Here is a 22,946-nt window from a genome sequence, read left to right as displayed (position 1 = left end):
AGAACACTCACATCGACTTGCGACGGTTCTTTTTAAGTTTGGTCATGATGCGATCCTGTTTCAGGCGGGAAAGGTATTCAACAAATACCTTGCCTTTCAGGTGATCTAGTTCATGCTGAATACACAGGGAAAGCAATCCATCCGCATCCAGCGTGAATGGTTTACCGTGACGGTCCATGGCCTCCACAGTCACGGATTTTGCACGACTCTGGACTTTGTCATAAATCCCAGGAACGGAAAGGCAACCCTCTTCCAGCTCGCAGTCACCATCCAGCTTGGTTATACGCGGATTGATGAATACCATCAGTGTGTTCTGCTCCTCGCTGACATCAGCGACAAACAGTTGGATATGCGCATCCACCTGCGTTGCCGCCAGCCCGACGCCGGGAGCGGCATACATGGTTTCTGCCATGTCATCGATCAGTTTTTGCAAATCCGGCCCAAAGTCCGTAACTGGTTGAGCCACTGTATGCAAGCGCTCATCTGGGTAATGCAGAATGTTCAATATCGCCATTATTACTTGCCACTTGAATAATTCGGATGCAGAATCTAATAAGATTCTAAAGAATCATGCAGTCTGGATAATCACGCCGGGCTTAACCAGCACCCCATCTCCTCCAGACAACAATAACTTAAGCAAGGTCGTGAGCGAGGCTCTTCAATGCGTAAAAGTATTATATCGTTAGTTTTGCTGGGTAGCGTGTTTGCCGCGCATGCAAGAGCCGATGAGCTCAAGCTACGCGAGAACGTACCTGATCAATATGTGGTCGTCAAAGGGGATACCCTATGGGACATCTCCGGTCGCTTCCTGAAACAGCCTTGGCGCTGGCCCGAGATTTGGCGCTTGAACAAAGACGAGATCAAGAACCCGCACTGGATCTACCCAGGTGACGTGATCATGCTGGATCTCTCTGACGGCTCGCCACGCCTTCGCCTCAAGCGCAAAGGTGAAAACATCGGTAATGGCATGCTGAAGCTCAAGCCACAGGTCCGCGTGGAGGAATTGTACCAATTTGCCGTGCCCACCATTGCTCCATCCGTGATCGAGCCCTATCTCAGTCAGCCCCTGGTGGTCAGCGAGAGCCAGCTGCAAGCCGCCCCGCGCATTGCCCAGACTGAAGATGGCCGCGTGATTGTGGCTGAAGGTGAAAATGCATACGCAGTAGGGATCAAAGACGAAGAAAGCACCGGCCACTGGCAGATCTTCCGTAAGGGTCGACCGCTGTACAACCCGGATAGCAAAGATGGCAAGGAGCTGCTGGGTTATGAAGCAATTTATCTTGGCGATGCCCGCGCACTGAAGAAAGACGACAAGGTCACCACCTTGCGCATCACCAGCACCAAGCAGGAAGTATTGATCAATGACCGCTTGGTCCCGGCGACACGCCAGGACGTATTCAACTACGTGCCCCACGCGCCGGATTTTGATCTGAAGGGACGCGTGATTGCCAACTATGGCGGCGTATCGATTGGCGGACAATACTCGATCATGATCATCAACAAGGGCTTGCAAGACGGCCTGGAAATCGGACATGTCGTCGCGCTCTACAAGCAAGGGCGCCCGATCGTGAAGGAAAATCCGCGCGATGAGACCATCTATACGCCTTCCGAGCGCAATGGCCTAGCATTCGTGTTCCGCGTTTTCGATCGTGTCTCTTACGCCCTGGTTACCAACGCAGATCGCCCCATCGAGTTGAACGACGAGGTTCGTCAGCCTTGACCGGTTTGGGTGAATATCAGCCCTGGCTCAGGCTGGGGCTGATCCCCGGCCTTTCTGCCCCCGCCCAACTCAGCCTTCTGAAGGCATTCGGCAGTCCGGATGCTGTTTGTGGGGCCTCTCGTACTCAGCTGGCTCCCCATCTTAAACCCAAGCAGCTGGATGCCTTTCTGGCTGGTCCGAACGAGACATTGCTGTCCCAGACACTGACATGGCTTGCGGAACCCAACAATCATCTGATCACGCTGGCTGACGCCGATTACCCCAAGGGGCTATTGGAAACAAGCGACCCGCCCGCCATGTTCTATCTGAAAGGGCGACGCGCACTACTATGTGAAAACATGCTGGCCGTGGTAGGCAGCCGTCATGCCACCCCACAAGGCGAACAAAACGCACGCGCCTTTTCAGAAGCACTCAGTCAAGCTGGCTTGACCATTGTCAGCGGTATGGCATTGGGCATCGACCGTGCCGCACATGAAGGTGGTCTGGCAGGTCGAGGTAGCAGCATTGCAGTGGTCGGGACAGGGCTTGATCGCGTCTATCCGGCCAGCAATCGTGACTTGGCACATCAGCTGGCACTGCATGGCGCGATCCTGTCAGAATACCCTCTGGGCATCCCAGCCTTGGCAGCCAACTTTCCCAGACGTAACCGCCTGATCAGTGGTATGAGCCTCGGCTGCCTAGTAGTCGAGGCCGCGTTACAGAGTGGGTCGTTGATCACCGCCCGCCTATCTGCGGAACAAGGGCGAGAGGTCTTCGCCATCCCAGGCTCCATCCACTCCCCCGTAGCCAAGGGCTGTCATGCGCTGATCAAACAAGGTGCGAAATTGGTGGAGACAGCTCAGGACATCTTGGATGAGCTGGGTTGGTGCAGCGCACCAACAGTCAGCCGGAACACGCCTTCCAGCCAATCAGAGGATGATCCAGAGGCCGCTCGGATGTTGGAATACATGGGCTACGATCCAGTCAATGTTGATAGCCTGTGCGATCGTAGTCGCTTGACGCCGGATAAGGTATGCGCCATCCTGTTAAAACTGGAGTTGGACGGCCAGGTGGCCAGCTTGCCGGGCAATCGCTATCAGCGATTGGCATGATTCCTCGTTACGATGCAGGAATAGCGGCAAGTCAGTTCCCTCAGGATTCGTGAGACACTTTAATATGTTCGATGTACTGGTTTTCCTGTTTGAGCAGTATTACGGCGCGGATTTCCGTCCCGATTGGGACACGCTATCGCGTAAACTGTCGGTCGCAGGCTTCGACCACCAAGACATCGATGAGGCGCTGGACTGGCTGGCCGATCTGGATGCAAAGTCCGAGGCATACTCTGCTTCGGTCAACAGTGGTGGTTTACGAGTCTATGCTGAAGAAGAATTGATGGCACTGGATGCGGAAAGCAGAGGTTTCCTATACTTCCTTGAGCAAGCCAATGCCATCACGCCAGTACAGCGGGAATTGGTCATTGATCGGTTACTGGCCCTGAAGGACAGAGGCGCCAGCATCGAGCATACCAAGGTCACCACGCTGATGGTGTTATGGAATCAACGCGAGCCCATGGACGCGCTCTTGGTTGAAGAGTTGCTTAATCACGCGCCAGATCAGATGCATTGATTGCATGCTTTTCTGGCCCCGATTAATGCGCTTTACGCGCATTTTTTATTGATACGATGCCCACAAACCTGCTGATTGTCGAATCGCCTTCCAAGGCCAAGACACTGAAAAAATACCTGGGCAAGGATTTCGAGATCCTTGCCTCTTACGGCCATGTACGAGACCTGATCCCCAAACAGGGGGCAGTGGATACAGCCAATCAATTCGCCATGAAATACGAATTGATCGACCGTAACCAGAAACACGTAGATGCCATCGCCACAGCGGTCAAAGAGGCCGAAAACATCTATCTGGCGACTGACCCGGATCGCGAAGGCGAAGCGATCTCCTGGCATATCCTGGAGATTCTCAAAAACAAACGCCTGCTGAAAGACAAGAACATTCAGCGGGTTGTATTCCACGAGATCACGCAGACCGCCGTCAAAGACGCCGTCGCCAACCCGCGTGCCATCTCGATGGATCTGGTCAACGCCCAGCAAGCCCGCCGGGCATTGGATTACCTGGTGGGTTTCAACCTCTCGCCTCTGCTCTGGAAAAAGATCCGGCGTGGTTTGTCTGCGGGCCGGGTACAAAGCCCAGCATTACGGTTGATCTGCGAGCGTGAGCTGGAGATCCGCGCATTCAAGCAGGAGGAATACTGGACGATTCATCTGGACAGCCACAAAGGTCGTCAGAAGTTTGGTGCCAAACTGTTCCAGTTCAAGGGCGAAAAGCTGGAGCAATTCAGCATTCCCAACGAAGCGCGCCAACATGAGGTGTTGTCGGCGATTCAGGCCAACGGCAACGAAGCACGTATTGTCAAAGTCGAGAAGCGCAAAAAGACTCGTAGTCCAGCAGCGCCTTTCACCACCTCGACTATGCAACAGGAAGCGGTACGCAAACTTGGGATGACAACGGATCGCACCATGCGTACCGCCCAGCAGTTGTATGAGGGGATTGATGTCGGGAGCGGGATCGTCGGTTTGATCACCTATATGCGCACTGACTCGGTCAACTTGGCAAATGAGGCCATAGCTGAGATCCGTGACTATATCGGCAGCCAATTCGACAAGGCATACCTGCCCGCCAACCCAGTCACATACAAGAGCAAAGCGAAAAACGCACAGGAAGCACACGAAGCCATCCGGCCCACGTCAATCCTGCGCACACCCGAGCTGGTCAAGCCGTTCTTGTCGCCGGAGCAATTCAAGCTGTATGAAATGATCTGGAAACGAACCTTGTCGTGCCAGATGGCCCCCGCCAAATTCGATACCACCAGCCTGGATCTGGCGGTGGGCAACGATGACACCACTTTGTTCCGCGCCAGCGGCCAGATTCTTACCTTCCCAGGGTTCATCGCGGTCTATCAGGAAGACGCAGATGATGTGGAAGAAGATGATGAGGGCCGCCTGCCACCACTGGAAATGGGTGATGTCGTGCCGGTTGATAAGCTATATGGCGAGCAGCATTTCACCCAGCCGCCCCCTCGATACTCGGAGGCAAGTCTGGTCAAGGCATTGGAAGAATTCGGCATTGGCCGGCCATCCACCTATGCCAGCATCATCTCGACTTTGAAGGATCGCGAATACGTCATTCTCGACAAGAAACGCTTTGTGCCCACTGATGTAGGCGAAGTGGTCAACAAATTCCTGACCGAGCATTTTGCAACCTACGTCGATTACAACTTCACCGCCAAGCTGGAAGATAAGCTGGATGAGGTGTCCAATGGCGAACGCGAATGGATTCCCGTACTGGATGAGTTCTGGCAAGGCTTTGACAATCAAGTCAAAGAAAAGCAGAACATTTCCCGGCAGGAGATCACCCAGGAAGCCATTGATGAAGCATGCCCGAAATGCAGCAAGCCGCTGGCCATCCGCCTTGGCAAGCGCGGTAAATTCATCGGCTGTACTGGCTATCCGGAATGTGATTACACCCGCAACCTGAATGAAGATCAGGCGGAGGTTGAAGAAGCACCGACCGTGATCGAGGGGCGGGTTTGCCCAAGCGATGGCGGGCAGTTGATTATCAAAACCGGGCGTTATGGGAAATTCATCGGATGTGCCAATTACCCGAAATGCAAGCACATCGAGCCCTTGGAAAAACCAAAGGACACCGGCGTCACATGCCCAGAATGCAAGGCCGGTACCTTGATAGAACGCAAGAGCCGATATGGCAAGATGTTCTATTCTTGCAATACGTACCCAACCTGCAAATATGCAGTCTGGAACCCACCGGTCAATGAGTCCTGCCCAAAATGTGGCTGGCCGGTGTTGACACTGAAAACGACCAAGCGCCGTGGCACTGAGAAAGTATGCCCTCAGAAGGAGTGCGGCTTTGCCGAACAGATCGCCCCACCTGAGGGCAGCTGAGGTCGAGCAAAGCCTTGCTCATGACGTGCGACATTGATGTGGCCCCCCGTATCGAGGTAACTTGATACGGGTTGAGCACACACCAGAAAATATGTCGATGCGCAATCAATTAATTGTCAGATAGCCGGCGCGAGTCGTGTATTTGTCATCGCCTGGCTCAACAGAGGGTATGGATGGGCATGGGAACGAGAAAAGGTGCCGTTTCCGACATCGCACAAGGTGCATTGCTCGGCTTGTACGAGTCTTACCTCAGTGCGTTGGATGCCGTTACCTCACAATTGCTCGACAGCACGGATGACGACAGCTTTACGGACATTGTCCGTCAATTGGCGCTCGCCACCCGTAGCGACGCTTGCCAGATCTATCTGTACCACCGCGACCCTTCCTTGCTGTGCAATGCCCAGCTGCTCTGTGGTTGGTGTGCAACACCTGCACTCGACAAGGCATTCGATCATCTGAAAGCATTTTCCCTACTCGAAGTGCCTGAGATGAATGACGCCTTGCAGGTAGGCATGATTTTCGTCCGCAATGGTGAAGACCTGCCTCCCTCCATCCATCTCTTGCTGAAGACCCACCACCTGGCAGGCTTGGTGGCCGTTCCGTTGTTGGTATCAGGCGAGCTGGAAGGCTTTCTGCTTTTTTCCGGTAAGCGCGAAAGACAGGCATGGCATAGCGTTGAATTGCGCGTGCTGTCCGCCGTGGCGAATGATCTGGCCATGGCGCTGACCCAGCGTAAAGCACAGCGCGCCTCGATTGCCAACCAGCGTAGACTGGAAGCACTGGTAGGGGTATCCGATGACATGGTGTTCGAGTTCGACGCACGTAACGTGATCGTCAACACTTGGTCAAGCCATCCTGCGATCCCCAGCCACGAGCTGACCGGAAAAACCCTGCAAGAAGCATTGCCCGCAGAAATGGCCAGCTCCTGCCTGCGCACGGCATCAAAACTGTTCAAAAATGGCAACAGCGAGACAGTCCGCTTCTCTGTGCCATTGCTGGCTGGTTATACCTACTTCATCGCCCGACTCTACGTGGTTCCCGCAGCGGATGGCGGCTCTCACAACATTGTGGCTCAGGTGCGGGATGTCACCCACTTGATGCAAGAGGAAGCCGCGCAAAAGACCTTGCTGGAAACCTTGAGCCTGCTCGAAGAAGCGATCATTGATCTGTCACCCGCAGGGGCGCTGCTGAAAACCACACTGCCCTGGGCCAAATTCAGAGCCATTGAGGCGGATGCCATTGAGGCAGACTATGGATATGCGCTGACTCATTTTGTCCCACAAGAAGATCGTGACAAATTGCAAGCTGCCATCGACATGCTGGCCGACGGTGATCTCACGACGCAATCCGTCCGATTCCGCATGCCCAGGCCAGGCAATGAAGGCACCTGGATCGAAGCCAAATTGCTTGCACACCGCAGCCCGGAAGGAGAAATCATCGGGGTACGGGGTGTCTTGCGGGACATCACGACGGCGTATCAGCATGAGCGCCACATCACACAGCTTGCGCTGTATGACGCGCTGACCCAATTGCCCAATCGTATTCTGCTTGACGATCACCTGCATCAGGCGCTGATCCGGGCCCGCCGCAACAATCTGAAAGTTGCGCTTGGATTCATCGACCTCGACCATTTCAAACAGATCAACGATACCTTCGGACACTCAGCAGGAGACAGCGTTCTGGTCAATCTGGGCCGCCAACTGCGCTCGGTTTTGCGTGATATCGATACCCTGGCCCGCTGGGGGGGCGATGAATTCGTAGCGCTGATTCCGGATCTACCCAACCTCGTACCGTTGCGCAATATTGCTGAACGACTTCGTGAGATCGCCCGTGCCGGTGTTTTCATTGATGGGCTGGAAACCAAATCAACCATCAGCATCGGCTTTGCCGTTTTCCCAGATGACGCGGAAGACGAAGAGTCACTGATGTCCGCCGCAGACAGCACCATGTTCTATGCCAAGTCGATTGGCCGCAACAATGTGCAGTTCTATTCCGACGTAGTCCATCTACGTGCGGCATCCCGAGAGCAGGTTGCACTGCAGGCGCGGCTGTCCAACGCGATCGAACACGACAAACTGGAAGTCTATTTTCAGCCGATCATCAATGCGCAAACCGGCCAAGTCACCGAAGTCGAGGCGCTGACCCGGTGGCACGATGGGCAGACCGGCTGGATCAATCCCCAAGTATTCATCCCGATCGCAGAACGGCTTGGGCTGATCCGTGAGCTGGGCGAACAAGTCATGAAGCAGGCCTTTGGTGTCTTACAGCAATGGCGACGTCTTGGCCTACACCAACGGATGGCGATCAACGTTTCACGTGCGCAGCTGTTTTCACCTGAATTTTCTTCACGGCTCCAGACCTTGTTGATCAGCCATGGGCTCAAACCACAAGATATCGAGATTGAAATCACCGAAAGCGTCGCACTGACAGACTATTCGCAGCAAATGGTGCATTTGAAGGCATTGTCGCAGGCAGGCTTCAAAATCGCCATCGATGATTTTGGTACAGGATATTCGTCCCTCTCCCAGCTGCATGAAATGCCAGTGGACATCCTCAAAATCGATAATTCCTTCACCTCCCGGCTACATACCGAAGAAGGGCGTAGGATCGTATTGGCCATCGTACAAATGGCACAAGCGTTATGCCTCGAAATCGTTGTTGAAGGCGTAGAAAAATCCACCACGGCCAGTTTTCTGCAGGGTCTGGGCGTCAAAAAATTGCAAGGCCATTACTTCAGCCCTCCAATCTCGGCATCTGAGTGTTATACCTTATTGGTCAATGGTGTATCTGTTTCCAGCTGATTAAAAATATGCCGAAATCATCACCCATCATTAGTTCTCCATTGAATATGAATTATGTAATAAGCTATCTTTGGAGCTAACATCTGTAGTCTAATGCCACATCGGCGTGGTGCAGATTTACCGTCTATAGTTCGAAAATCAGGCATATATAACCTATTTTCATGCTCCGAACGACGTGCTCTAGGATTGCAGTCATGGTCGCCACCAATCAGTTTGATTCACCCAATACCATCATCGGTGTTCCATTTGAATATGGGCACAATGTACGTGCGTTGTGCGATGAACTGCCGGAAACCGCCGACACGCAAGAATTAGCAATGAAGAAAAAAGAATTCAAAATTCGCTTGGCTGACGATGCTGGCCAGCGCAGCTCAGCCAGCATGCTGATCAATAAGATGTATTCCTGGCGTGGATATTCAACATCGGCACTGTCTGCCGATCCCAATCGCATCACGCTGGTTGCAGGTGATGGTGAACATACCATTGGCACCATCAGCATCAATTTCGACTCAGAGATCGGCCTGCTGGTTGATCAGCTTTATAAAGATGAATTGGACAAAATGCGCGCCAAGGAGCGCCGGGTCTGCGAATTCATCAAACTGGCCGTCGATGGCGAGGTCAAGTCAAAGCGGGTTCTGGCATCGCTGTTCCATATTGCCACCATCTTCGCCCGTAACATCCGCAAAGCAACGGACATCATGATTGAGGTCAACCCGCGCCATGTAAAGTTCTATGAGCGAATGCTGGATTTCACCCAGATCGGCGAGGAGCGCTTGAACCACCGTGTCAATGCACCTGCGGTCCTGATGGGGATCGACCTCGACCATCTGCATTCCTTGGTGCGCCACTTTGGCGGCAAGCCCGAGCTGGCCAGCACCGAGAAATCTTTCTATCCATACTTCTTCTCACCCGCAGAGGAAGAAGGGATCACCAACCGTCTGATCATGATGGACTCCCAAGGCTGATATGTCCTTATTTGATTACGATGAAGCTTTTTCACGCAACATCGGCTGGGTCACCCAGTCCGAGCAAGCCCTGCTAAGGAGCAAGAGAGTTGCCATCGCTGGCATGGGCGGGGTCGGTGGAGTACACCTGCTGACCATGTCACGGCTGGGTATTGGTGCGTTCAACCTGTCGGACTTCGACCGCTTCGACGTTGCCAATTTCAACCGCCAAGCTGGCGCCATGATGTCCACGCTGGGGAAACCCAAGGTGGAGGTCTTGCGTGACATGGCTTGTGATATCAATCCACAACTTGATATCCGCCTGTTCCCAGAAGGGATCGACGATCACAATCTGGACAGCTTTTTGGAAGGCGTGGATCTCTATATCGATAGCCTGGATTTCTTTGCATTTGAAGCACGCAAGAAAATGTTCAAAGCCTGCGCTGCCAAAGGCATCCCGGCCATCACTGCGGCGCCGCTTGGCATGGGGACGGCCTTTCTGGCCTTTTTGCCGGGCAGCATGACCTTTGAAGAATATTTCCGCATGGAAGGTCATGACGATTTCGAGCAGGGATTGCGTTTCCTGATGGGGCTGGCCCCCGCCCGATTGCACATGCGCTATCTGGTTGACCCAAGCCGGATTCGGCTGGATCTGAAAAAAGGCCCGTCCACCATCATGGCCTGCCAGCTATGCTCTGGTGTCGCCGCCACCCAGGCACTGAAGATCCTGCTCAACCGGGGTGAAGTAGTCACCGCACCTTATGGTCTGCATTTCGATGCCTATGCCAACACCTTGGTCCGCACTTATATCCCATGGGGCAACAACAACCCCATGCAACGGCTCAAGCTCGCCATCGGGCGGAAGATGCTCGGCAAGCAACTGACACAGATCACCAAGGCCACACAAACAGAACAACCATTACGCGTCATCGAGAAGATATTGGATTTGGCCCGCTGGGCACCCAGTGGCGACAACACACAGGTATGGCGCTTCGAGATCGTGGATGATCAGCATGTTGTCATCCACGGCGCCGACACGCGGGACCATGTAGTCTACGATGTGGACGGGCGCCCTAGCCAGATTTCAATCGGTGCGCTGATCGAAAACATCCACATCGCGGCTGCTCATTTTGGCCTGGGTGTCTCCTATCAGCGCAGAGGCCATGCCAGCAACGAGACCGAGCCCACCTTCGATGTTCGTTTCACGCCCGACACCAATATCAAGCCAAACAAGCTGTATGATTTCATCCAGCTTCGCACAGTGCAGCGCAGGCCGCTCCAGACCCGCCCACTGACAGCGCAGGAAAAACAACTGCTCAAACAGGCGGTAGGCGACCAATTCAACATCACCTGGCTGGAAGGCCGCAGCACTCGCTGGGAAATGGCCAAGCTACTGTTTCAGAATGCAAAAATACGCCTGACCATGCCAGAGGCCTATCATGTCCACAAGGCCATCATCGAATGGGATGCCCAATTCAGTGAAGACCGCCTGCCTGATCAAGCCGTCGGGCTGGACCCGGTCGGTCTGAAACTGATGCGCTGGGCCATGCAGAGCTGGTCTCGTGTCAAATTCCTCAACACCTACCTTGCCGGAACCTGGCTGCCTCGCATCCAGCTGGATCTGATTCCTGGCTTGGCCTGTGGTGCCCACTTCGTGCTGACGGCCCAACAGGAGCCGAAAACAGTGGATGACTATATCGAAGCAGGGCGAGCCCTACAGCGCTTCTGGCTGACGGCCACGCAATTGGGCCTGCAGCTCCAGCCAGAGATGACCCCGCTGATCTTCAGCTGGTACGTGCAACAGGACAAACGATTCTCCACCGAGGCCAGCCTGTGGTCTCAAGCACAACGACTCAGGCAACGATTCATCACGCTGATCAGCGAACAGACCTTGCGACAAGCTGTTTTCGTTGGGCGCATAGGCGCAGGCCCGGTTGCAATTGCCCGATCAACACGGCTCCCATTGGCTAAACTGATTTATCAGCCACCAAAGTCATCATAGCCACCGTTCAGCATGCCAAACCGTCGTAAAAAGGTACTGTTCATTGCAGAAGCAGTCACGCTTGCTCATGTGGGCAGGATGCTTTCACTCGCACAAGCCCTGCCAACCGAGCGCTATGAAACACAGGTGGCTTGCGACCCTCGCTATGCAAAAGCCATCGGCACGACCTCTGTCGCCCTCCAAGACATTCACACCATCCCCAGCCAACAGTTCTTCAACGCACTAGATAAAGGGCAGCCCATCTATCAGGCACAAGACCTGATTCAATATGTGGAAGAAGACAGGAAGCTGTTACAGGCATACAAACCTGACGTGGTGGTCGGCGATTTCCGGTTGTCATTGGCTGCCAGCGCGCGGCTGGAAAATATCCCCTACCTTTCTGTGACCAACGCCTACTGGAGCCCCTACGCCAATATCCGCTACTTGGTACCCGACATACCGCTGACTCGCATGCTGGGCGTGCCGCTGGCTCAAATCTGTTTTGACTGCTTTCGCCCCATTGCCTTTGCCCAACATGCCAAGCCAATCAACCGCATGCTGGCACACTTTGGCCTGCCTCAATCCCAACGGGATCTCCGCATGGCCTATACCCTGGCCGACTACACCCTGTACTCCGATCTGCCACAGCTGGTATCCACCCACAATCTCCCCAACCATCACCGCTTCATCGGCCCCGTGCAATGGGCACCAAACGTACCGACACCGCGTTGGTGGGATGACATCCCCATCGACAAACCCATCGTCTATGTCAATCTGGGCAGCTCAGGCCATGGCAGACTGTTGCCAGAGGTGCTCGATACATTGGATGGCATGCCGGTCACCGTCATCGCGGCAACGGCTGGGCGCGTTGAGCTAAAACATTTGGCCAGCAACGAGTTTGTCGCTGACTTCCTGCCGGGTGATCAAGCCGTCAAACTAGCATCCCTGGTCATCTGTAATGGTGGCAGCCCAACATGCTACCAAGCCCTGGCTGCCGGGCGGCCCATCATTGGCCTGCCGATCAATCTGGATCAATACCTCAACATGTCTCTGGTACAAGCCGCCGGGGTCGGGACATTGATCCGCAGTGGTAAACACACCACCCGTGAAATCGCCGCCACTGCGCAGCATATCCTGCAAAGCCCCAGCTTCGCGGCAAAAGCAACCGCATTGCAACAGCACATTGCCCAATCCAATCCAGCCCAAGCTCTGATCGACCTGATCGAATCACTATAAAGCGCACTTCAGCCCTGCATCCGATGCCACTTGTCACGCAGCTTTACACCCTCTGCGGCAAGCTCACGCCTATCCTTCCACCTCATCCGCGTCAGCACTTACCCACCACCGAGAAATGACAAATAAATCAAAGCAAAGAGGTGGAGCATTCCAATAGATTTTATATATCCGTTTGTCGGCATTTTTTACAACCGCTATCACACACAGCTACGCATATTTTTTAATTTATTCATTTTCAATAACTTACGCACAACAAAAGGCATTGGCATACTGCTTGCTTAATACAATGGCAAGAGAATGCTAATTCCTCTGAAGAACACTTAAACTACTCCAAGGAGTTGATGATGAAACTCAAGAAACTGGCACTGGGTATTGTTGCTGGCATGACGCTCTCCAGCGGTGCGTTTGCAGCCAATGCCATTATGTTTGACATGGACGGAGCTGGCGGTGCTTTTGCTCCTCAGCTGATCGACACATTCGACTGGTTGCCTGGCAATGCCCTGTCAATCGGTTCGGTTGGTAACTTTGCACCCTTGCCTGATGGCACATCAAGCCAACTGGTATACCAGGCTTCCCTGGCTGTACTGAAGTTTGGCGGCAATACATTCTTTGCCCCTCCAGGCAAAGAATTCACCATCCAGGCATCTTTCTGGCAGAGTGGTGCAGGTGTAGGTAGCGCGACGGCGGTGTTTGATCTTGATAAAACCAAGCCCAGCTGGCTCCGTATTTTCTTTGGCGACAAAAATGCCAATGACAAAACTGGCCTGAACTACGGCGATGGCACCAAGATTCTGGAAGGTACTGTTGTTAGTCAAACAGCCAACATAACCAACAACACCATCCGTAGGCCTTCGGATTTCCCGGCACAAGGTCTGGATCAAAAGCTGGATGATGGCGATGATGACGGCGGTGTGAATTCCCACCAAACAACTGGTAGCTCGGAACTGTCAGTAAAAGTGGATTTCACTGACCCCAGCTTCTTCCTGTCAGATATCAAGTCGCTGAAGATCGGGATGGAGTTCAACTCCAATCTGCGCTCCCCGTTCAACTCGATCAACCCATCTGACTCTGTTGTTGGCCAGACACCGGTATATGGTGGGAATGGCACGATGAATGGTGCATTCTGCGGCACTACTGACCCTAACAAGGTATGTGACTTCCACACCTTGGCCGATGGCAACAATACATTCAACGTGGCAGCAGTTCCTGAACCTGCTTCGCTTGCGTTGCTTGGACTGGGCCTGGGTGCGTTGGGTTTAGGTGCTCGTCGCCGTAAGACCAAGTAAGGTTTCGTGCTGACCGATATCGGCAGCATATAGCCTACGAAAAGAAACCCCACGATGTGGGGTTTCTTTTTTGTTTACGGCGCAGGCATTCGATACGTTAGACGCGCCGTCACCACACTGCGTTGCCCTGATTGATGTCAGCCAAGTCCAGACTGTTGCATGACGATCCCGTCCTGCAATCAGGTGGCGGGGGATTGCCACCAATCCCATCAGGTGAAGTTTGGTGCTGGATGGCTCCGAGACCCGATCCAGATCATCTGGTTTTGGAATCATTCCAGACCAGATCAATGGGCGCATTTGCAAAGCTCAACAAGCAAGCCAACAGCATGGCGCAGATCACAGGGTTTCTGTTGCTTGAGAACCATGCTTCGCCTGCTTATCATTACACCCTGACGATTTTGTTGAGATGGCTCTGTCATTCGATATGACAGCCCAATCCCTTGCTCCATCCTAGAAAGGTAATACAAATGGCCGCTACGCCCACCCCTCGCCTGTCGGAACTCCATGCCATGCGTGATCAATTACAGACTCGTTATGCCGCGTTGAAAGCAGCAGGACTCACGTTGAATATGGCTCGTGGCAAGCCGGCCTCTGACCAGCTGGATCTGCCTGCCGAGTTGATGAGCCTGCCGGGCGGGGCGGATTTCACAGCAAAAGATGGTACGGATTGTCGTAATTACGGTGGTTTGCAAGGGCTGGCGGAGGCGCGCCAATTGTTTACCGGCGTACTCGGTGTCCCGGCGGATCAGATCATTATTGGTGACAACTCAAGTTTGGCGTTGATGCATGACTGTGTTGCCTTTGGTCTGCTCAAAGGCACATGTGACAGCCAGGGGCCTTGGGTTGCCAGCCAGACAACCTTTTTGTGCCCCGTGCCGGGTTATGACCGCCACTTTGCGATTTGTGAAGAATTCGGCATCAAAATGATCAATGTGCCATTGAAGGAAGATGGCCCGGACATGGATGTGGTGGAAAAGCTGGTTGCCAGCGATCCGACCATCAAAGGTATGTGGTGCGTGCCCAAGTACAGCAACCCGACCGGCACTGTCTATTCCGACCAAGTGATTGAGCGCCTGGCGGCCATGAAGACAGCAGCACCTGACTTCCGTCTGTTTTGGGACAATGCCTATGCGGTTCACCACCTGGATGGCAAAGCTGCCGAGATCGCCAATATCATCGAGCGTTGCGCGCAGCATGGTCACCCCAATCGGGCGTATGTGTTTTCCTCAACCTCCAAGATCACGTTGGCGGGTGCAGGTCTGGCCGTATTCGGCAGCTCGCCCGCCAACGTCAAATGGCTGTTAGCCCGCATGAATCAACGCACCATTGGCTCGGATAAGATCAACCAGTTGCGCCATGTCCGTTTCCTGAAAGATGAAGCTGGGCTGGCAGCGTTGATGGACAGACATGCGGCGATTCTGAAACCCAAATTCGATAAGGTCATTGAGATTTTCCAACGAGAACTAGGCGAATGGGGGATTGCCCATTGGACTCTGCCGCAAGGTGGTTATTTCATCAGCCTGGATGTACCGGCTGGCCTCGCCAAGCGTGTTGTGCAACTTGCCAAGGAGGCCGGCATCGTACTGACCCCTGCCGGTGCTACCTTCCCTTATAACAAGGACCCTGAAGACCGCAATATCCGTATTGCCCCAAGCTTCCCCGATCTGGAGGAAATCAGCCAGGCTGCGGAGGGTGTGGCGCTGTGCGTATTGCTGGCCGCCGCCGAGTCAGCCTGATCACGGGAAGGTGCAAAGATGACCTACCGGCACGCCACTTGCAGCTGTGGTCAGCTGCAAGCCCATGTTCAAGGTGAACCAATACGTGTTACGGTCTGCCACTGTCTGACCTGCCAGCGTCGGACAGGGAGCGTGTTTGGCGTGCAGGCACGCTTCGAACGGAGTGCGGTGGAAATCGATGGCCGTTTTCAAGAGTGGGTACGTATTGGCAACGAAGGCACACACATCACATTCCGGTTTTGCCCGGAATGTGGTGCGACCGTCTTCTACACCATGGCCGGGCATGAAGGCATAATCGGCATTCCTGTCGGCGCATTTGCCGACCCCGCTTTTCCGGCACCATCGGTATCTATTTATGAAGAGCGGATGCCCCCATGGGTGCAGATGCCCATCGAAATCGAACACCTGCCGTAAGGCCACCAACAGCTAAACCAGATCTATCGTGCAATAGATGGCCGGGTCATGCCCGGCTTTACTATTTCTTCGCCGGGTCACTCAGACCCAATGCCAGCCAGCCGGCCAAGCCCAGCTTAGTCAGGGTTTCCATATTCCGCTCGTAGATCATGGCGGCATCGGGAAAGGCCTCAACCGCACGCGCGATACTCTCTTCCCGCAGCAAATGCAACGTCGGATAGGGCGAGCGATTGGTGTAGTTGGTGATATCGTCAGGCTCGGTATCCGCAAACTGGAAATGCGGGTGGAAACTCGCAATCTGCAGGATGCCTTCCAATGCATGATCGGCCAGTGCCTGATCTGCCAAGTCGAGGCAGTCGTTGAATGTCTCGAAATCCGGCCATAACGTCGGGTGGATCAATAAGGTCGTATCGATCTCAGCGGGGTCTGCCTCAGCCAACAGCAGGAGCTCCCGGTCCAATTCCTCTAAAAATGCATCCAGATGCCTGGCCTGGCTGACGACAATGCGCACCTGATTCTTGACATAGACCGATTTGGCAAAAGGACACAGATTCAGGCCAATGACGGCCTTTTCCAGCCACTCGCGGGTTTCTTGGATGATTTGTGCTTGATTCATGCAGATTCCTTGCCCGGCAGGATGCTGCGATCACCTCATCCACTGCGGGCCTGTGGAGATTATACCCGGGCCGGGCTTCCCTATCCCCCCACACATTGCCCCCACGTATTGCTCAAGGCTGCTCGGGCTCATGTCTGCGCCATATGGCAGCAAAAGACTGCACGCCGGATGTACCGCTGGGGAGTGGCAATGGCGGATCTGTGCGCACCTCATCCAGCAACGGTCATGCACCGGGGTCAGCTGTCCCCGGGTACAAATGGTTGTCCCACATCCACCCTACCTGCTGCTGTACCGCCTGCGCCGCAGGCTGTGACAGATCCAGCGCCAGCAGGGCACCGTGCTCATTGCTGGCATAGCCGCCTTTTTTCGTGAACGCAATGCCAGACACTTTGGGTATCTCCATCATGCCGACAAAGTCGCCATTCACACTCCAATACGCCAATTGATTGCCAAGCGGGCAGCTGATCACGAACAGCCGGTCATGTGCATCATAAGCAATCGATGCGGCATAGTGGTGCATGGCATCCCATGCTGCTTGCGGGGCATGGGCAAGCATCATAGATTTGCCGGGCCGATGAATCGCCACCAACGGCACTCCTGCTTGTTGGCGATCACCTTCGTATTGCAAAGCGGCGGCCACAGTGCCATCTGCGGCCAAAGCCAGGTGCCTCAGGCTCAATTGGGGCATCATGACAGGCTGCCTATCGATCAAGCGGCCATTTCGACTGTCCACATAGGCAAGATTCGAGTCAAATCGACCACGGTTGAGTTTGACACGACCCGTTTCAGGGAGCGTCGAGACACCGCCATTGGCTACAGCCAGGGTGTGGCCATCAGGCAGCAGCAGCAATTCATGCGGGCCGATGCCATGAGAAGGGTACTCCTGCAACACGGCAAAGCTGCGGCCATCGCGGACACTGATCACGCCTTGCCCAGTCTCGATGTTGTTCTCTGCCACGAAAATGTATCGACCATCTGCCGACAGACAAGCATGGCCGAAGAAATGTCGATCCTCGCCAGCATCCCAGGTCTGGATGACGCTTCCAGCCTGCAGGCTGACCCGCACCGCCAGGGTGCCGGGCCGGCGGGCAATCATCAGGACTTCATCAGGGTGGCGCGCATCCAGCAACAACGCGTGCCCCCGCATCGGTGTTGGAATCAGCCTAGGTGCAGCGGTCGGGTCATCCGACACTGCCAGATAGTGTTTTCCCTTGCAACTGACAGGCGCCAACAACCGAGGCCCAGCCTGATCACCCGTCTGCGCCCACGCAGGGCCGCTCAGCAAAGCCAAGGCATAGCGCAGAAAGCCGCGCCGGTTGAGGAGCGGTGCGACAGGTTCAGTCTCCATCATTGGCGTTGAAACTCAAATCCACTTGCAAGGCTTCAGCCAAGTCGTTTTCCAGCAATCGTTGCAGCTGCCGGACCGCCTGTTGGGCTGCCTTGACGCGCTCGGGCACTGCGGTCAGGGCTTGGCTCATAGGCATGCCGATCGATCGGAGCGCAGCTCGGGCCGTGTCGAGCTGCTCGCGCACGCGCCTGACCAGCACCGGTTTTTCGATCCCCAGCAAGTAGTCATCCAGGCCGACGCGGCCCGCCCGCCCGCCGAAGAAGACTTGCTCGAATCCAGCCAGATTAGCCTCCATCAAGGCCAGCGAAGCATCACTTCGCCACGCTTCGAGCCGATCCAGCGCCACCTCGTCGCTGCTTTTCTCAAGCGGCTTTTCCAGCTTACGTAGTCGCACATAGTCAATGCCTGCGATCAGCAGATTGACGACATCGCCCAACGCCTGGGTATCACTGGCAAAGGCGCCCTCCTGCAATTGCCCGGCTTGACGCAGCTGCCGGGCAAACCCGCCATCTGGCCCACGCCAATCCTGCTGAATGCCCTTTGCTTCGCGCAGGACACCATCCGCAAGCGCCATCAGCACTTGGCAATGCCGCCCTTTCAACGACCTGATAACAGCCGCATCGGTTTGTCTATCCGGGTGCAGCAGATACTCCATGGCAGGGAGCCCTTTGCCAGCACTCCCGGTGCGGTCGATACGGTTCGGGCCCAGCTCGCCCCCCTCCAGCAACGGCTGGAGCAGCTTCATTCGTACTGGCCAACCGTTGATCTGGCGGGCGGTGCGCCGCTCGATGACAGGACCGATCTGGAACACCTCCATCGCAGCCCAGGCACGCGCCGTTTGCAACCAAGCCTTTCGCAGCTTACCCAGCGAAGCCTGATTGGGCGCAGAGCAAGTCTGTTGTGTGGTAGCCAGCAGCTGGCCTGCCTGATCCGTCAAGGCCTGCTGCATACTTGGCAGTGTCCTGTCTGCCAGCTCAGCCAGCCATGCGGACTTCGGCATGGCCTCTGGTGGCGAGGCCTCGCTATCTGCCGCCTGGGCGGTCGCCATGGCCAGACATATCGCCACGCAGAGCGCACGGGCTTGAGCAAGGTGAGGGGCGAAGTGCTGCATGTTGATGACTCTTTTATAGCGAATTGAGGAAGGCCACCAGTGCCTCGCGGTCGATCTTGGGCATGTTCAAATACGCCTGTTGTGCCTTGGTGGCCTCGCCGCCATGCCACAAAATGGCTTCGCTCACATTACGCGCCCGGCCATCGTGCAGATAGCGTGTGTGGCCATTGACCGATTGGAACAGCCCAATGCCCCATAACGGCGGGGTTCGCCACTCCCGACCATCCGCCTCGAAATCCGGGCGATTATCGGCCAGCCCCTCACCCATATCGTGCAGCAATAAATCCGTAAAGGGGCGGATGGTCTGCTTGGACAGCTCCGGCAAGCCTTTCACCAACCCAGTGGTGTGCTGTGGTACATGGCAGGCTGCGCATTGTGCTTGATGGAACAATTGCTTGCCGCGCAATACCTGCGGGGAATCGACATCGCGCCGGGCGGGCACCGCCAGCGTTTGGGTGTAGAACACTAGCGAAGCCATATTCTTATCATTGATTTCCGGCTTGCCACCCCGTGGGGCCTGGTGACAGTCTTTTTGTGACGGCATGCACTCCTCTGCCGGAAAGTGGCGTGAAGTGATACCGATATCGCCATTGGCTGCCCCAGCCGTCTGGTGGGCCACGGACGGAGTATTGGCCTTCCAGCCGAAGCGCCCAAGGGATTTACGTTGGGTGATGGCATTCCATACATAATTGGCGCGGCCAGACACACCATCGTTGTCCCGATCAGCCGGGTCAGCCCGCGACAGGATGTCTTTTTCAGGAATCGCCTCCAGCAGCCCCAATCCGATCACCTGCTGGGCAATCCGAGGGCTGAATTGCGTCTTGGAATGCATCGGGCCATAACCCAACTCAGTGAACTGGTAGGTCGGCTTGAGCAAGGTGTATGCCTCACCATCTGGGAACTTGTCCGGTACAGGTTGGTAGCTGATCTCGATCAACCCCTCCGGCTTTACCCCATCAATGGCTTGGTTGTTGAATTGCCCACCATAGGTCGGCTCAGGTTTAGGCTCGCCATGCGGCCCCTTGCCGGGGATCGACAACCGGAACAACAGCCCCATCGGTTGCTCACCGGCCTCGGGCGGTGCTGCACGACCATCGCTACTGTGGCAGGCGGTACACGATCTGCCGATGAAATGCGGGCCTAGACCATCTCTGGCTTGCGTGCTGGAGGGCGCCTCCACCCAGGGCATATTGAAAAAAGCATGGCCGACTGCAAAATCGGCGCGACGATCCAGATTCATATTGGCTGCAGGTAAGGAAAAGGCACGCCGGTTGGTTTCATGCACCGTGGTTGCCCCACCCGACAGCTCCTCATCTGGCTCGGGTTTTGTCCAGTCGATTTGGGTGGCCCCCGTCACCAACCCCAACACGGCGGTGGCGGAAATCACCGCCCAGAACACTCGATTCATTCGAAACATCATAGCCTTGACCTTGCTCCTCAGCAGACGTGTGCCGCCTGTCTCCAAAATGCAAACACCACCCGCAAACTGGCAGGTGGCGTTTCTCGTGTTGAAATGTCGGCTTGTCGGGGCTATCTGCTCATCACCATGGATGGCAATGATTCAGCACACCCCTGCCTCTGTTATTTAGGCAAATCAACCGACAGCTTTTTGATGCCCAAGGCACGCGCAGCCTCAACCAATGTCTGAGTCTGCTTTTTCAGTGCGCCAATGGTCGCTGATACCCGCTTGCGGCCTGGTGCGTCCTTCTTGCCAATGATCTCCTGATCAAACGGGGCCTGGATCGATTCTGCGGCTTGTACGCTGGCATTGAAATCCAAAGCCAGTTTATCGGCCAGTGCATTGTTTTTCTCGGCCACCAGATCCTTGATGGATGGGCCTTTGACCACAGAGCCATCCACGCGCTTGTATTCACCCATCAACACATTGCGAATACCCAATGCGTTGTTGACGATGTCGCGATGGGTATTGTCCGAAAAGCAGCTGTGCTCGTCTTCCTGGTCTTGATTATCCAGCGCAACCTGCATGCGCTCGCCGGCCAGTTCAGCACTGGACAGAATCGCCATACCAGTCAGCATCTTGCGCAGATTGGCTTCTGGCTTGTCTTTCAGAAACGCACTACGGTAATTGTCAGCATCTGCTTTCCATTGACCAGCCAGGTAGTCCAGATCGGCAACCACTTGGTCGGTCACCAATTTCAGATATTGGCGGCGACGATCTGCATTTTTCCCTTGCCCATCGACGAAGTCAGTATAGCTGCGATCACCCGCTCCCTTGGGGTTGAAATCCTGTCCCCAGAGCAGAAACTCGATTGCATGATAGCCGGTGGAGACATTGGCCTCGCCACCTTTGGCATTCAATTTGATCAAGCGCTCGATGTTCAATGGCGCTTTGGCATTGTTGATCAAACCACTGTTGGGCTTGCCTTTGACAGCATCGATATAGGCTTCATCCAACGGCCAGGAGTTCAGGCGGCCTTCCACGTCTTTTGCGTCATCGATCGGGCCGCCATAGAAGCGGAAAGCCTCAGTCTGCCCATAGGGCTCACGAGCAGCCAGCCATGCTTGCCGTGCGACTTCCAGGCTCTCTTTCGAAGGCTGGGCAATCAGTCCTTCCACCGCCGTTTGCAAGGCCTTTGCCTTGATCAATGCATCTTCATAATTGGCATGGACGATATCGGCATAGTTGTTCACGACAGCTGCCGTATCAACTGCTGCCATTGCCGGGGAGGCAGCCAAGGTGGCGATGAGAGCCAGCATCGGGAAAGCGTGACGGGGTCGCAGCATGGGTTTTCCTCTTTTGATTGTCAGCGTGCCCCAATCCGCTCCGCCGGGTATGGGCGGGCTCATCTTGAAAAGGCACAATAGTCTTCCGAAACAAAGATGATAATAATTCTCAAAATATTTAGCAAACAGGAATACTTCGCATCCCCTGCCCACAAGCAACTTGCATGTAAGCAAAGTGGCGCTGACCATGCCCTTTGATCAGGGCGCAAGATGGCATATCTGCTTGGGAAAACAGCCTGGAAGTGCGGCACCGACTACGCTTTGGCGGCGCCAATCATGCAGATGGGAGGTGGGCCCTGGTGGAGCCCACCGAGAGTTGATGCTGGATGCCGCCCTGCATGTGCAGCGCGGTCACGACTGATGCTCAGCTTTCACGCCAATGCGGCGGGTAGGTTTTATCAAAGAAAGGCAGCGCTTCGATCCGCGCCATCCAGGCTTTCAGCTTCGGGCCCAGGGTGGCAGCCATACCCAGCTGCGGCAGGCGTTTTGATTCCACACGCAGTACGTAGGCCAGTATCGAATACAGCGTGAAATCCGCAGCGCTCAACTCGCCAGCGAGAAACTCCCTCGACATCTGCGTTTCAAAGTAAGCCAGCTCGGCTTTCATCTGTCCCAGCCCCTCATCGACCTTTGCCTGATCCGCGCCAGATTCCTTCCAAATCAACTCGTCCCAGACGGCATCCACCGCATAACCAAAGTAATTGTCCACCTCCGCCTGCAGCCTGCGGATGCGGGCCCGCTGCTTGGCATCGCCAGGAAACAGCTTTGGCCCGCCGTAGGCGTCATCGAGGTAATTGAGGATGGCGGTGGATTCCCACAGCACAAATTCGCCATCGGTCAGTGTGGGGACTTTGCCGCGCGGGTTCAGCGCCTTGAATTCGGGCTTTTTGGTATCGCCCTCGGAAAAGCTCAGCATTTTCAGCGCATAGGGCAATTGTTTGTATTCCAACGCCAACCAGACACGCCAGACAAATGGGGAGCCGGAGCCGGCGTAAAGGGTGATGCCCATATGGCCTCCAAAATTGAGAAGAATCGAGTTATGCATAAACAGAGGA

General features: G+C 55.0%; 18 protein-coding genes. 11 read left to right on the top strand and 7 right to left on the bottom strand.

Translation table 11 applies throughout. From position 1 onward, the window contains the following. Positions 1-7: 7 nt before the first annotated feature. The gene (gene def / locus HNQ59_RS03025) at positions 8-514 is read right to left on the bottom strand and encodes a peptide deformylase (protein ID WP_184035013.1); all 507 of its coding nucleotides are present in this window, start codon (positions 512-514) and stop codon (positions 8-10) included. 147 nt (positions 515-661) lie between these two features. Here def and HNQ59_RS03020 point away from each other — a divergent pair, with 147 nt between their 5' ends. The 11 genes from HNQ59_RS03020 (at position 662) to HNQ59_RS02970 (ending at position 16,071) form a co-directional block, all read left to right on the top strand. Beyond that, positions 662-1,720: a LysM peptidoglycan-binding domain-containing protein gene (locus HNQ59_RS03020; RefSeq protein WP_184035010.1), complete on the top strand. Its 1,059-nt coding sequence runs from the start codon at positions 662-664 to the stop codon at positions 1,718-1,720. Continuing rightward, positions 1,717-2,811: a DNA-processing protein DprA gene (dprA, locus tag HNQ59_RS03015; protein ID WP_184035007.1), complete on the top strand. Its 1,095-nt coding sequence runs from the start codon at positions 1,717-1,719 to the stop codon at positions 2,809-2,811. The genes HNQ59_RS03020 and dprA overlap by 4 nt, the downstream gene beginning before the upstream one ends. 64 nt (positions 2,812-2,875) lie before the next feature. After that, positions 2,876-3,325 (top strand): Smg family protein, encoded by a 450-nt coding sequence (locus HNQ59_RS03010; protein ID WP_184035004.1) that lies wholly within the window; start codon positions 2,876-2,878, stop codon positions 3,323-3,325. Positions 3,326-3,381: 56 nt separating this feature from the next. Next, complete coding sequence (gene topA, locus HNQ59_RS03005; protein ID WP_184035001.1) at positions 3,382-5,673, top strand: type I DNA topoisomerase; 2,292 nt, start codon at positions 3,382-3,384, stop codon at positions 5,671-5,673. Between the two features lie 179 nt (positions 5,674-5,852). After that, positions 5,853-8,474 (top strand): sensor domain-containing phosphodiesterase, encoded by a 2,622-nt coding sequence (locus HNQ59_RS03000; protein WP_184034998.1) that lies wholly within the window; start codon positions 5,853-5,855, stop codon positions 8,472-8,474. Between the two features lie 194 nt (positions 8,475-8,668). Continuing rightward, on the top strand, positions 8,669-9,439 hold the full coding sequence (locus HNQ59_RS02995) for an N-acyl amino acid synthase FeeM domain-containing protein (RefSeq protein ID WP_246490827.1): 771 nt from the start codon (positions 8,669-8,671) through the stop codon (positions 9,437-9,439). Position 9,440: 1 nt separating this feature from the next. Further along, complete coding sequence (locus HNQ59_RS02990) at positions 9,441-11,420, top strand: ThiF family adenylyltransferase (protein ID WP_184034995.1); 1,980 nt, start codon at positions 9,441-9,443, stop codon at positions 11,418-11,420. 12 nt (positions 11,421-11,432) lie between these two features. Beyond that, positions 11,433-12,635, top strand: coding sequence for a glycosyltransferase (locus HNQ59_RS02985; protein ID WP_184034992.1), 1,203 nt, complete (start codon positions 11,433-11,435; stop codon positions 12,633-12,635). A 344-nt stretch (positions 12,636-12,979) separates the two neighbouring features. Next, positions 12,980-13,921: a PEP-CTERM sorting domain-containing protein gene (locus HNQ59_RS19560; RefSeq protein WP_246490826.1), complete on the top strand. Its 942-nt coding sequence runs from the start codon at positions 12,980-12,982 to the stop codon at positions 13,919-13,921. A gap of 467 nt (positions 13,922-14,388) precedes the next feature. Continuing rightward, the gene (locus HNQ59_RS02975; protein WP_184034989.1) at positions 14,389-15,657 is read left to right on the top strand and encodes an aspartate aminotransferase type Ic; all 1,269 of its coding nucleotides are present in this window, start codon (positions 14,389-14,391) and stop codon (positions 15,655-15,657) included. A gap of 18 nt (positions 15,658-15,675) precedes the next feature. After that, entirely contained in the window at positions 15,676-16,071 is a 396-nt protein-coding gene (locus HNQ59_RS02970; protein WP_184034986.1) for a GFA family protein, read from the top strand. 61 nt (positions 16,072-16,132) lie between these two features. On the opposite strand, the gene HNQ59_RS02965 is transcribed toward HNQ59_RS02970, so the two are convergent. From HNQ59_RS02965 to HNQ59_RS02940, 6 genes are all read right to left on the bottom strand, one after another. After that, complete coding sequence (locus HNQ59_RS02965; RefSeq protein ID WP_184034984.1) at positions 16,133-16,687, bottom strand: DUF1415 domain-containing protein; 555 nt, start codon at positions 16,685-16,687, stop codon at positions 16,133-16,135. Between the two features lie 223 nt (positions 16,688-16,910). Further along, on the bottom strand, positions 16,911-18,038 hold the full coding sequence (locus HNQ59_RS02960; protein ID WP_184034982.1) for a DUF1513 domain-containing protein: 1,128 nt from the start codon (positions 18,036-18,038) through the stop codon (positions 16,911-16,913). After that, the gene (locus HNQ59_RS02955) at positions 18,025-19,146 is read right to left on the bottom strand and encodes an imelysin family protein (protein ID WP_184034980.1); all 1,122 of its coding nucleotides are present in this window, start codon (positions 19,144-19,146) and stop codon (positions 18,025-18,027) included. Before HNQ59_RS02955 ends, HNQ59_RS02960 begins: the two co-directional genes overlap by 14 nt. Positions 19,147-19,159: 13 nt before the next feature. Next, positions 19,160-20,554: a di-heme oxidoreductase family protein gene (locus HNQ59_RS02950; protein ID WP_246490825.1), complete on the bottom strand. Its 1,395-nt coding sequence runs from the start codon at positions 20,552-20,554 to the stop codon at positions 19,160-19,162. A 173-nt stretch (positions 20,555-20,727) separates the two neighbouring features. Beyond that, positions 20,728-21,891: an imelysin family protein gene (locus HNQ59_RS02945; protein WP_184034977.1), complete on the bottom strand. Its 1,164-nt coding sequence runs from the start codon at positions 21,889-21,891 to the stop codon at positions 20,728-20,730. A 364-nt stretch (positions 21,892-22,255) separates the two neighbouring features. Beyond that, positions 22,256-22,900 carry a glutathione S-transferase family protein gene (locus tag HNQ59_RS02940; protein ID WP_184034975.1) on the bottom strand — a complete coding sequence of 215 codons (645 nt, stop codon included), beginning with the start codon at positions 22,898-22,900 and terminating at the stop codon, positions 22,256-22,258. Positions 22,901-22,946: the final 46 nt, after the last annotated feature.

The organism is Chitinivorax tropicus (assembly GCF_014202905.1).
Taxonomy (GTDB): Bacteria; Pseudomonadota; Gammaproteobacteria; order Burkholderiales; family SCOH01; genus Chitinivorax; species Chitinivorax tropicus.
The sequence above is the reverse complement of the archived record's forward strand: the minus strand, read 5'-3'. Positions and strand labels throughout refer to the sequence as shown.